Below are 11,845 nucleotides of genomic sequence, written 5' to 3'. Positions count from 1 at the left end.
CGAACACCGGCTTCACACCCGAACCGACGACCTGCCCCTCCACCACACCCGCAGCCGGCGTGGCCGAACTGAGGTCGCTCAGGCCGGTCAGCAGGGCGCCCCGGTCGGGGGCCACGATCACGGCGCGGCGCTCGAGGTGGGCGCGGGTGGTCGCCTGGGCGAAGCCGAGGTCGACGTGGTCCAGCTCGGTGCGGGCGATCATGTGTGCCCGCAGGCGGTCGGCCTGTTCGCGCAGTGCCCCCTCGCCACGCGCCGAGAGCGGTACGAGGACCGGCGGCCGGATGCCGGACCCGATCTTTCCCGTCGGCTCGTCCGGCTGGGCGATGTCCCCCGCCGGGGCCTCTTCCAGGATGACGTGGGCGTTGGTGCCGCTGACGCCGAAGGACGACACGCCGGCGCGGCGGGGCCGTTCCCCCACGGGCCAGGGGCGGGCCTCGGTCAGCAGCGCGACCTCGCCCGAGGCCCAGTCCACGTGCGGGGAGGGCGCGTCGACATGGAGGGTCGGCGGCAGCACCTGGTGCCGCATCGCCATCACCATCTTGATCACACCCGCGACACCGGCCGCGGCCTGAGTGTGGCCGAAGTTGGACTTGACAGAGCCGAGCCACAGCGGGCCGTTCTCCCGGTTCTGTCCATAGGTCGCCAGGAGCGCTTCGGCCTCGATCGGGTCGCCCAGCGGTGTTCCCGTGCCGTGGCCCTCGACCGCGTCCACATCGGACGGCGACAGCCCGGCGCCGGCAAGCGCCTGCCGGATCACCCGCTCCTGGGAGGGGCCGTTGGGCGCTGTGAGGCCGTTGCTGGCACCGTCCTGGTTGATGGCGCTGCCGCGGATCAGGCCGAGGATCCGGCGTCCGTTGCGCTGGGCGTCCGACAGCCGCTCCAGTACGAGCAGGCCCATGCCCTCCGCCCAGCCGACGCCGTCCGCCGCGGCCGCGTAGGCCTTGCAGCGTCCGTCCGGCGACAGGGCGCGCTGGCGGCTGAACTCCACGAAGGCGCTGGGCCTGGCGAGCGTGGTTGCCCCGCCGACCACCGCCAGTGAACACTCCCGGGCCCGCAGGGACTTGCTCGCCACGTCGATGGCGACGAGGGAGGAGGAGCACACGGTGTCCACGGTGACCGCGGGTCCTTCGAAACCGAAGGTGTAGCTGATGCGGCCCGAGGCCACGCTGGGGGAGGACGCGATGGAGAGGTAGCCCTCGATCTCCGGGCGACGGTCGCTGAGGCCGGCGACGAACTGGTAGTCGGAGAACATGAGTCCGCAGAAGACGCCGGTGTCGCTGCCCTTCAGCGTCGTGGGGTCGATCCCCGCGTTCTCGAAGGCCTCCCATGCGCCTTCGAGCAGCAGCCGCTGCTGCGGGTCCATGGCGAGCGCCTCGCGGGGGCTGATGCCGAAGAACTCGGCGTCGAACTCGGCCATGTCGTCGAGGAAGCCGCCGTGGCGCGTGTAGGCCGTGCCCGGGTGGTCGGGGTCGGGGTCGTACAGGTTGTCGAGGTCCCAGCCGCGGTCGTCGGGGAACTCCGAGAACCCCATGCGCCCTTCGGCGACCAACGACCACAGGTCCTCGGGCGATGCCACCCCTCCTGGGAAGCGGCAGCTCATCCCCACGATCGCCAGGGGCTCACCTGCCTGGTCGAGCAGTTGCTGATTCTGACGCCGGAGACGCTCGGTCTCCTTCAGCGACTTGCGCAGGGCTCCGACGATGTCGGGCTTCTCGAGGGCCATGCTTGTCTCCCCCACCTTCGGGCTCATGCCGGGACCATGTGGTCGACCAGCTAGATCCCGCGGGGAGCCGCCTGGATACAGCCATTACCCATACTTTTTTTCGCGCGGCATGTGTACCGGCTGTGGCTCGCGGGTAGACGCGTCGTCTTCGTCCTGCGTTCGCGTGCCGGAGCGCCCCCGCGCAGTGCCCTTCGCAGCGGGCGGAGGGGGCGGGATCAGGCCGACGGGGCCCGTGGGACCGCGTCCCGGCCCGTGGTGGCGCCGGCGCGGGTCATGGGCCTGCGAAGGGACACCGACAGCCCGGCCGAGCAACAGCGCGCCTCCGGCCTGCCCAGGAAGGCCGAAGGCCCGCGCGACGGGCCGATGCCGGTCGCGCGGGCCTCATGGACCGCGTGTGCGTGCGGTCCGTCCGGCTGCCTACGGGGGGCCGTTCACCCCTTTGTCGCGAGCACGTCCTCCACCGAACGGCCGACGGCGGCGATCAGGTCGTCACCGTTGTCGGTGAAGAAGAAGTGGCCGCCCTCGTGCGTGTCCAGGGTGAATTCCCCTGTGGTGCTGTGCTTCCACTCGGCCGCGCCGGACTCGGGCGCCTTGGGATCGGCTGTTCCGATGTGCACGTGGACAGGAAGGGAGAGCTTCGCCCCCGGCGAGCACCGGTAGGTCTCCGCCACCCGGTAGTCCGCGCGCATGGGCGGCAGCACGAGCTCGATCATCTCCTCGTCCTGCAGCAGTGCGTGGCCCATGCCGCCGAGCAGTTTCATCTCCTGGAGGAAGGCGTCGTCGCCCTTGAGGTAGGTCTGCTCGTCAACGTGCAGCATCGGTCCCACCCGGCCGCAGGCAAAGAAGGACAGAGGCGGGTTGCCGGAGGCCTCCAGGCGCAGGGCCACCTCGAAGGCGACCAACGCCCCCATGCTGTTTCCGAGCAGGATGACCGGCAGATCGTTCCATCCGTCCATGAGCGCGGCGATCTCGTCGGCCAGTTCCTGGACGGATTCCCGGAAAGGCTCACGCCGTCGGTCCTGGCGGCCCGGGTACTGGACGCCGTACACCTCCAGGCCGTCGAATCCGCGGGCGAACTGGAAGTAGAAGTTCGCCGAACCGCCGGCATGGGGGAAGCAGATCAGTCTCGCCTTCGGATCGTCCGCGGAGCTCAGCTTACGGATCCAAAGACCGAAATCCTCTGCGGTGGCCATACGATTTCCTCCCCGTTCAAATCCGCAGTGGGCGCGGCAACTCCACGCCCACGGCGCTGGTGTGAATGTCCGTCGCCTCCTCGACACGCGGAGGGCGGGGCGCGACGGAACGCGGACGTCCGCGCGACGCGCGCCACCCGGACGGCGTCAGGCGGCGCCGTCGACCTTCTGCAGGGCGACGTCCTCGGTCTCCGTCGGCGTCTCGCGTGACGGAAAGCGGATGAAGAGGGCGCAGGCGACCGCGCCCAGCAGGAGGAAGGCGACGGGCAGCAGGCCCGTCTGGCTCAGGGCCGTGCTGTAGGGCTCGTGGAATGCGGCCGGAACGACGCCGGCGCTGCCTTCGGCCTGCCCACCGCCTCCGCCGATGCCGGGCAGGTGCGTTTCGATCCGGTCGACGAACAGCGCACCGACGGCGGCGCTGCCGAGGACGGCGCCCATCTGCCGGTTGGTGTTGTAGATGCCCGAGCCGGCGCCGGCCTGGTGGACGGGAAGATTACGAGTGGCGATGGCGCCGAGCGGGCCCCAGGCCATGCCGTTGGCGATACCGGTGAGGGCGGCCGTGGCGGAGAACATCCACAGTTGCGAGCCCGGCTCCATCAACAGGCTGTACGCGACGATCGTGACGGCGAAGAGCGCGAAGCCGATGGTGGTGAACGTCCGGGGGTGCGCCTTGTCGGACAGCTTGCCGATGATCGGCGAGAAGACGCCGGTCAGGATGGCCAGCGGTGCGAAGATCAGGGCCGACTCCATCGAGGAGAGTCCTCGTACGCCCTGCAGGTAGAAGTACGTGGGCACGGTCATGGCGGTCACAGCGGCGCCCATGGCCGCGATCCCCACGTTCGCCAGGGCGAAGTTGCGGTCGCGGAAGAGACTCAGCAGCAGCAGGGGCTCGCTCTTGCTGCGCGCCTGCGTCACCACGAACAGCACCAGCACGGCCAGTCCGGCGCCGATCGTCAGCCAGATGGTCGCCGACCAGTCCTTGTTGTTGCCCTCCTGCAGGCCGAAGACCAGCAGGAACATGCCCGAGCAGGACAACACGATGCCGGGCAGGTCGAACTTGTGGTTCTTGGTGGGGAGCGCCGGCACCAGCTTCCACGCCAGCGCGAACGCGAGGACACCGATCGGCACGTTGATGAGGAAGATCCACTCCCAGCCGACGGAGTCCACCAGCAGGCCGCCGATGACCGGGCCCAGGAGCAGGGAGACGCCCGCGGAGCCGCCCCACGCGCCCATGGCGGCGCCGCGCTTGTCCGCGGGGAAGATCTGGGTGATCACCGCCATGGTCTGGGGCGTCATCAGCGCGGCTCCGAGGCCCTGCACGGCACGGGCCGCGATCAGCGCGTCGACACTCTCGGCCAGGCCGCACCACAGGGAGGCGAGGGTGAACACCACCAAGCCGAACAGATAGACGTTCTTGGGGCCGAAGCGGTCGCCCAGCCGTCCGGTGAACAGCAGCGGCGCCGCGTAGGTGAGCAAGTAGGCGCTGGTCACCCAGATCACTTCGGACACGCTGGTCTTCAGCGCTTCCATGATCGCGGGGTTGGCAACCGCCACCACACTCATGTCCAGCACGATGAGGGAGAACCCGACGATCAGCGCCCCTAGAGCTGACCAAGGGTTACGTTCAACGGTCACGGTGTCCTTCCCAACGTTTGCGACCCGCGGGAGGACCACATGCCTCCCCCTCGAGCTGGCTGTCCATTTGCCTTGAATAACAGATCCGGAGGCACTGGGTTCGGATACATCCGGGACGGGATTCCGCCACGAATGTGGCCGAGGTCACACGTGGCGGCGACAGAGGTCGGCTGCAACCCGCCTGCTCGACCCGCCGCCGCACAGCACACCATGCCTCATCCAGCGCCAGGAACCGAGCACCGGCTTCTTGACGATCCGTCAATAAGCGGCTCTCGCAGCGAAATTGACACACCTGTCACAATCTTGTCGATTGACACCCCACTCTGGCAGACCCGTATAGTAAACAGACACAGGGGGGAGGGACAGTCGCTTTCCGGTCGACTCGCATTGGCCTCATAAGCCTCTACCGGTCACCGATGGAGACGATGCAGCAAGCTATACGTCCAAGTTCTTCCGATGGCCGACCCCGAGGAACCCCCAAGTAACAAGTGGGGAAACTACTCAGGGGTAATATGGCTCATTCCCCTCAGTCAATACTAATGTTTGCCTGTGGGGACGGGGAATCAAGACAAAACCGGGGGACATATGCGTACGCCTACGCTGAACGAGCTAGTAGACGACTGCATAGCTGGAAACCAAGACGGCTGGAACCGGATCGTGGAACGGTACACGCCGTTGATATGGGCGATCGCGCGGGGCCACAGGCTCAGCGCAGCCGACTGCGAGGATGTCAGCCAGACCACCTGGATGCGAGTGATCCAGCACCTGGGCAAGCTCCGCGATCCCGAGAAGCTCTCCCAATGGATCGCGGCGTCGGCGCGCCGGGAGAGTCTCAAGCACATCGAGAGGTCCGGTCGCAGCGTGCCGGTCGGGGACTCACCGGTCTTCGATCGCTCGGAACCGTCGGAGAACCACCCGGAGGAAGCGGCGCTCGCAAAGGAGCGCGACAACGAGGTGCTGCTCGCGTACTGCGCACTCTCGTCGAAATGCCAGGCACTGCTTGGGCTTCTGGTGACCGACCCGCCGATGTCCTACGACGAGATCAGTGCCACGCTGGGCATGCCGCGCGGTTCACTGGGACCCATTCGGTCGCGCTGCCTGGCCCATTTGGGGAAGCTCCTGCAGCGTGAGACGGAGCGTTCCGAGCAGGCGGCAGAGCTGTTCAACGCGATCACGCGCTCCGGCCTGCGGACCTTCGCTCTGGAGCAGCACCGCTGATCCGGCGAGCATCGCCGGCCTTCGCGTTCACATTGCCGCGGGGGCCCGCTTTTTGAGAGGGAAAGCGAAAAGTGCCTTCCGGTCCGGACGACAGATCCTTTCCAAGCCTCTGTCGTTCGAGCAGGAAGGCACTTTCGCGTGCACACCACGGGGGGCGCCCCAGGTCCGCCCGGTAAACCCTAGCCGCGCACCTGGTTCACAGGTACCACGCGAGCATCGGGAACCGAATCAGCGTTCAGAGAGTGGTTCTCATCGGAGATGAACGGGAACAGCGCCTTCGCTCTTTCCAGCACGCCGAGCGAAGGCTGCCCGAGAGCGCTGGTAAGCCTGGCCAGCGTTTCGTCATCCGATTCCGCTGCCTCGTTTTCGCTCGAATCGTTCATGCCACCCACCTTTCCGCCCCCATATTAGTTCATTCATCAACCAGAGCCCCAGGCTATACGCGCACTTCAGAAGAATCAATAGCAGCACCTCCAGCGGTGCCGCCACGGGCGGTGAGCGACGCCAAAGAACGGCGCTTTCACAGTCAGGGAGATCAGGGCGATAGCCGACGACGTCGACAGGAGCCCCACCACATCTTCACATCCTGTCCATGGAGAGTCGTAACACGGTCCCATTCCGCAGGAAGTGACCGGTGCACAGGTGGCCGACTCACCTGGCGGGCCATCAGGACGGCTGCTTCGCAGGTCATTTCCGTGAGATGACCCAGCCCGCAACGCGCACGCCCCACATGACGCGCACCAACCACCGCTCCACCGAGTGCCCGGCCGACTGCGCGGGCGAGACCATGTGCACGGCTTGCGCGCTGGTGCACGGGACGAGCGGGCGGCCGGCGAGGCATGGTTCGGGTGCGCGAGGCCGACCGGCTGCTCGTACCGGGGTCCGGCTGGTGCGGGGTATTCGTCCGTCCCGACAGGCGATCGGACGTCCGCCACGCCGCGGTTCTTCAGTATCGCGAGCCGCGCCACCAGTCGCATTCGCCGCGGAAACGGGCACACATGTCCCAGGATGTCCCGCTCACCTTCACGCACGAAGGAGAACGACCAAGGGGTGCTGAAGCCCTGTCGAGCTCCAGCACCCCCAATGACCCGTGTGGACAACCCCATGGACGGGGCCGGGGCGCCCGCGGGACTTCCGCCTGCTGACGACGGTGATGCGCAGCGAGGGCGACGACACCGTCAGGCCGGGACTGCCCAGGAGTCTTCCCTCAGAGGACCGGTCCTGGGGTCGCTCCTGCCGGCGGACCGATATGACGCTGCTGCGGCAGCCGGCGCCGGCGTGCTGAGTCGGCGGCCGAAGTCCGTCTGCCGGTCAGGTCACGGAGCAAGGTTCCTCAGGTCCGCGGCGAGGGAGGTGATGGCCGCGGGATTGCGCGGGCTTTCCACCAGCTCGGCGTAGTCGAGAACGACGATCCGGTTGTTCTTGACGGCCGAGACATCCGCGAGCGGCGGATAGGACTGCAGGAACTTCCGCTTCTGGTCTGCGGTGGTGTCTCCGTAATCGTTGATCACGATCACCTCGGGGTCACGCTCGACAACGGTCTCCCAGCCCACCGTCGCCCAGCTGTCCTTGAGGTCCTTCATGACGTGATCGCCGCCCGCCTTGGTGATGATGTCGTGCGGCCCGGCGTACAGACCCGAGGTCAGCGGCTTGTCCTGCCCGTCGTCATAGAGGAAGACGCGCGGGCGGTCAGCGCCTTTCAGGGCCTTCGCCTGCGCTTCGGCGACCTGCTTTCGGAACTTCGCAACGAGGGCCTCGGCACGGTCCTCGACGTCGAAGATCCTTCCCAGGTTCCGCAGATCGGTGTACAGCGCTTCGAGCGGCGCCATCACCCCGCGGGCCTTCCCCCGCCCGTTGCGGCACGATTCGCTCAGCAGATAGGAGTCGATGCCCACCCTCTCCAGCTCGGCAGGACTGAAACCCTCCCCCTCGTTGAAGCCGTAGTTCCAGCCCGCGAAGACCAGATCGGCGCGGGCGTCGAGGACCAGCTCCTTGTTGATCGTCTTCTTCGAGAGCCACTTCGTCCTCTGGTAGCCGCCCTTCCAGGGAACGGAGGTGAGATCGCCCCTGTCGTCGGGCATCACAAAGCCCGCCATACGGTCCTCCAGCCCGAGCGCGAACATGATTTCGGTGATACCGACGTCATTGGTGACCACGCGCTGTGGGGCCTTGTCGAAGCTCTGCTTCTGGCCGCAGTTCTCGACGGTCACCGGGTAGTGACCGCCGCGTGTCCCGGCATCACCGCCCTCCCCGTCCTGGGAGGTGACCTCCGCGCCGCAGCCGGTGAGGACCAAGGCGGCGGCGAGTGCGAGTGCGGCGGGGCGTACGAGGTTCGGCATGATGGCCATGACTCCTCAAGAGGCGGGCTGAGTGGGCAGGAGACGGTCGAAGAGCAGCTGCACGGCGCCGGACTCCGGATGCGGTACGCGGTGCGCCCGTACGCCGAAGACCTCGGCCAGCAACTGGGGTGTGAGCACGTCGTACGGCGCGCCGGAGGCGACGATCCGGCCGCTGTCGATGACGTGGAGCAGGTCGCAGTGGAGTGCGGCGAGGTTGAGATCGTGCAGCGCGGTGAGCACGGTCAGCCCACTGCCACGTACCAGAGCCAGCACTTCCAACTGCTGGGCGATGTCCAAGTGGTTGGTGGGCTCGTCGAGCACCAGCACCTGAGGCTGCTGAGCAAGCGCGCGTGCGATCAGGACCCGCTGCTTCTCGCCGCCCGAAAGGGCGAGGAAACCACGCTCGGCGAGATGGCCGGCCCCGACCCTCACCAGCGCCGCCTCGCACGCCTTCCGGTCATCGTCGCCCGTCCGGGCCACCGAGCGCTGGTGCGGCAGCCGCCCCATCGCAACGACCTCGGCGACCGTGAAGTCGAACTCGGTGACCGCCTCCTGGGGAAGCGCGGCCAGCCGACGGGCGCCTTCGCGCGCGCTGAGGGCGTGCAGGTCCTCGCCACCGAGCCGGACCATGCCGGCTGAGGGACGCAGAGCCCGGTAGACGCAGCGCAACAGGGTGGACTTCCCGCTGCCGTTGGGCCCGACAAGCCCGACGACCTGTCCGCTGCCCGCTCGCAGCGTGGCCTCCTCCACCAGCCGCGCGCCGGCGATCTCGACCGTCAGTGCATCGATGTCGATGCGCATCACGCGCCTCCGAACGTGTAGGAGCGGCGGCGCATCAGTAGGACGAAGCACGGCACGCCGATGACCGCGGTCAGTACGCCGACCGGCAGCTCGACAGGCGCGAGCACCACGCGCGACAGGATGTCCACCCAGATCAGCAGGACGGCGCCCGCGAGTGGTGCGACGGCCAGCACCCGGCGGTGGTCCGCGCCGACCACCATCCGTGCAGCGTGCGGGACCATCAGGCCGACGAAGCCGATCGCACCGCTCACCGCGACGACCGCCCCCGTGACGGCCGCGGAGACCACGAACAACTCCCTGCGCAACCTCCCCGCGTCCACCCCCAGCGCGGCCGCGGTCTCGTCGCCCATCGCCAGGGCGTTCAGGCGACGCGCTGACACAGTGAGGTGGGCGAGGCCGACGAGCACGGCTCCCCCGGCGATCGGTACGGAGGCCCAGTTCGCCCCGCCGAGGCTGCCGAGCAGCCACATCATCGCGGAGCGGGCCGCCTCGCCACGCTCGGCCGCGAACACCATGAACGTGGTGACGGCCGAGAAGCCGTAGTACATCGCGGTGCCGGTCAGGACGAGCCGCAGCGGGGTCAGGCCACCAGCGGTACTGGCGATGGCGTACACCAACGTCATGGCGAGGAGCGCGGAGAGGAAGGCCGCCGTGGACAGAGCCCAGACACCGAGCGCGCCGAAGGCTCCGAAGAGCAGCACGGCGTTGGCGCCGACGGCCGCGCCCGAGGAGATGCCGAGGACGAACGGGTCGGCGAGCGCGTTGCGCACCATGGCCTGCACGGCGACGCCGATGGCCGACAGGCCGGCGCCGACGACCGCGGCCAGCACGGCTCGCGGAAAGCGCAGTTCCCAGACGATGGTGTACGCCGGGACCTGGTCAGGCGTTATGGGTCCGCCTGTCAGCCCGGCCCACAGATGGCGCAGCACCTCGCCCCAGGAGAGCCCCGACGCCCCGATCCCAGCCCCACAAGCGATGGAGAGCAAGAGCACGGCGCACAAGGTCGCGAGCAGAAGCGGCAGTGATACGCGCCTGGGCGGCGCGGGGCCGGCGCCGGTGAGGGCAGGGCGCGACGGCGCGGCAGGTTGACGTTCGAGGGGTGTGGCCACCGGCGGATCGCTTTCGCCTCGGGCCGTGCACCAACGTGACCAAAGGAGCGGCCCGGGACGCGGGGCGCCCTGCGCAGCACCCTCTCGCAGTCCACGGCGAATTGACAGGAGCCTTCACCACCACGGGTAATCGGGCTCACGGGGCCGCGTGTTGGGCTCCGCCTACCGTTGCGGGTCAGCGCCGGACTTCGACCGGACTTCCCCCGCGGGGCGCCTGCAGCTTAGCGCGTACGGAACGCCGCCCTGCCGGAGGAGAATTGACGGAACCCCGTTGCGCACGAGCGGCCAGGTCGCTGATCAAGCTGCGTCCTGGCACACGGCCGGGCCTGCCTGTGTCCTTTTCGTGGGGTGGTGGTGCACTGCGCCGCCCGAGGGCGACGCCGCCCCCTCCGTGAGTTCGGGCGAGAGGCTCGGCGCGGCGCCCACCGCGTCATTCTGCGCCAGGACAGCGGTACGCGGCATTCCGCGCTCCGGGAGGCGCCTCAATGAGCCCGTGTCTCCAAGTCCGACAACAGATCGTCGAGCACCATTTCCTCTTCCACGCGAACACGGTGCTCTGCGAGAGCGAGGGTCAGTTCCGGGTCCCACGGTGTAGCGGCGGGAGAACCCGTCATTTCCGGCGCCTCGGCCGCCTTGGCCACCGCTGCTCGGTAGTGGGGGGTCGTGTAGCGCCACGGCCGCCAGGGGACGCTCCGCCGCAGCGCCGTGGCGATGCGCACACCACCCCAGTCGAAGTCGCCGTGGTAGAGAAGGACGGCTCCCTCCGCGGACAGGCCGCGCAGCAGCGAGAGTGCGGCGGCTGAGGGCTGTCCCTGGAGGCACACCATGGGTGGGCACGCCGGGCCGAAAGTGTCGGCGGCGGCGGACAGCACGGCCGGGTTCTCACAGACGTGGACGGTTCCCGTCGCCGGGACGGCAGGAACCGGTGTCTGACGGGCGAGACAGCGGAGCGTCAGAACGGCGGGCTCACCGGCGTCGGCCATCCAGTCGAGGGCGGGAGTGCCGCGCAGGTTGAGGGAGAGGACGGTCGACGAGACGTCGTCCTTGAGCAGACCGGCTGACGCCCATGCTTCCCGTCGCCATTCGGCACCGGTGCCGTCGGGGAAGCCCGTGAGGGCACGGATTCCTGACAGGACGAGAGTCGCGAGAGGTGTCCCGTCGTCCAGAGCGTGGGCGCCCCCGAGATGGCGTGCCGCGAACGTCGCCCGTGACGTCGGAGGTACGGCGGGCAGAGCACGCAGCGCCCGCACAGCGGCGTCCACCAAAGGTCCGGCGGTCTCCGGAGTGCGCGCGAGTCGCCGTACGAGACCTTCCCTGCGGATCCGCTCCGCCCACTCGGCCGACTCACCATCCAGGACGCTGAAAGGGGCATACGCCCTCTCCCAGGCCCGCTCTGCTCTGTCCCGCGCCTCTGCGTGAAGGGTGACGGGGCCGGTGAGTGCCACGACGGCAGAGGCCAGTCCGTCAGGGCTGACACCGGAGCGGCGCAGGATCGCGTCCACCGTGTCGAGGCGTATGCTCAGGGAGCGGCCGGCGCTCGGTGCGCGCCCCAACAAACGTTCGACGCATCGGCGTTGGGATTCGTCCGGGTTGGACAGGTTGACCAGGCCGGTGAGCGGCTGGGCGCGCGCGATGCGCTGCCGAACGCGCTCCACCAGCCAGGCAAGATGGGGATCACCGAGCAGCCGACCGAGGCGTTCGGTGTCGATCGGTTCGCCGACCGGCGATGTCGCAGGCGGCTGCGTTTCCGCCCCGCCCACCGGCCCCTCACATCCCACCGCCTGGGCGCCGGGCACTCGCCCGGACCGTGAGGGCGGGGCCTGAGCA

The 11,845-nt window shown here is 68.6% G+C and carries 9 protein-coding genes; 1 reads left to right on the top strand and 8 read right to left on the bottom strand.

Annotation, left to right across the window (positions count from 1 at the left end):
* The 3 genes from IE198_RS20395 to IE198_RS20385 form a co-directional block, all read right to left on the bottom strand.
* A partial coding sequence (locus IE198_RS20395) for a type I polyketide synthase (RefSeq protein ID WP_229834128.1) occupies window positions 1-1,723 on the bottom strand: 1,723 nt, incomplete at its 3' end.
* A 431-nt stretch (window positions 1,724-2,154) separates the two neighbouring features.
* Window positions 2,155-2,916, bottom strand: a complete 762-nt coding sequence (locus IE198_RS20390) for a thioesterase II family protein (protein ID WP_189888614.1) — start codon at window positions 2,914-2,916, stop codon at window positions 2,155-2,157.
* A 147-nt stretch (window positions 2,917-3,063) separates the two neighbouring features.
* Window positions 3,064-4,551 carry an MFS transporter gene (locus IE198_RS20385; RefSeq protein ID WP_189888612.1) on the bottom strand — a complete coding sequence of 496 codons (1,488 nt, stop codon included), beginning with the start codon at window positions 4,549-4,551 and terminating at the stop codon, window positions 3,064-3,066.
* 657 nt (window positions 4,552-5,208) lie between these two features.
* On the opposite strand from IE198_RS20385, the gene IE198_RS20380 reads away from it, so the two are divergent.
* Window positions 5,209-5,769: an RNA polymerase sigma factor gene (locus IE198_RS20380; protein ID WP_229834127.1), complete on the top strand. Its 561-nt coding sequence runs from the start codon at window positions 5,209-5,211 to the stop codon at window positions 5,767-5,769.
* Window positions 5,770-5,948: 179 nt separating this feature from the next.
* Here IE198_RS20380 and IE198_RS20375 read toward each other — a convergent pair whose 3' ends face one another.
* From IE198_RS20375 to IE198_RS20355, 5 genes are all read right to left on the bottom strand, one after another.
* Window positions 5,949-6,152 carry a hypothetical protein gene (locus tag IE198_RS20375; protein WP_189888609.1) on the bottom strand — a complete coding sequence of 68 codons (204 nt, stop codon included), beginning with the start codon at window positions 6,150-6,152 and terminating at the stop codon, window positions 5,949-5,951.
* Window positions 6,153-7,085: 933 nt separating this feature from the next.
* A complete protein-coding gene (locus IE198_RS20370; RefSeq protein ID WP_189888644.1) occupies window positions 7,086-8,108 on the bottom strand; it encodes an ABC transporter substrate-binding protein in 1,023 nt (340 codons plus the stop codon).
* A gap of 15 nt (window positions 8,109-8,123) precedes the next feature.
* The gene (locus IE198_RS20365) at window positions 8,124-8,909 is read right to left on the bottom strand and encodes an ABC transporter ATP-binding protein (RefSeq protein WP_189888607.1); all 786 of its coding nucleotides are present in this window, start codon (window positions 8,907-8,909) and stop codon (window positions 8,124-8,126) included.
* Window positions 8,909-10,018 (bottom strand): FecCD family ABC transporter permease, encoded by a 1,110-nt coding sequence (locus tag IE198_RS20360; RefSeq protein ID WP_189888605.1) that lies wholly within the window; start codon window positions 10,016-10,018, stop codon window positions 8,909-8,911. Before IE198_RS20360 ends, IE198_RS20365 begins: the two co-directional genes overlap by 1 nt.
* Window positions 10,019-10,500: 482 nt before the next feature.
* The gene (locus tag IE198_RS20355; RefSeq protein ID WP_308426835.1) at window positions 10,501-11,814 is read right to left on the bottom strand and encodes a TIGR02679 family protein; all 1,314 of its coding nucleotides are present in this window, start codon (window positions 11,812-11,814) and stop codon (window positions 10,501-10,503) included.
* Between the last annotated feature and the right edge of the window lie 31 nt (window positions 11,815-11,845).

It is taken from the genome of Streptomyces xantholiticus, from assembly GCF_014651015.1.
GTDB lineage: Bacteria > Actinomycetota > Actinomycetes > Streptomycetales > Streptomycetaceae > Streptomyces > Streptomyces xantholiticus.
This window is presented reverse-complemented; position numbering and strand designations above follow the sequence as displayed.

Bases quoted from the DNA above. Each gene is read 5' to 3' on its own strand.
- IE198_RS20390 (WP_189888614.1), bottom strand. From the start codon at position 2,916: ATGGCCACCGCAGAGGATTTCGGTCTTTGGATCCGTAAGCTGAGCTCC.
- IE198_RS20375 (WP_189888609.1), bottom strand. From the start codon at position 6,152: ATGAACGATTCGAGCGAAAACGAGGCAGCGGAATCGGATGACGAAACG.
- IE198_RS20370 (WP_189888644.1), bottom strand. From the start codon at position 8,108: ATGCCGAACCTCGTACGCCCCGCCGCACTCGCACTCGCCGCCGCCTTG.
- IE198_RS20365 (WP_189888607.1), bottom strand. From the start codon at position 8,909: ATGCGCATCGACATCGATGCACTGACGGTCGAGATCGCCGGCGCGCGG.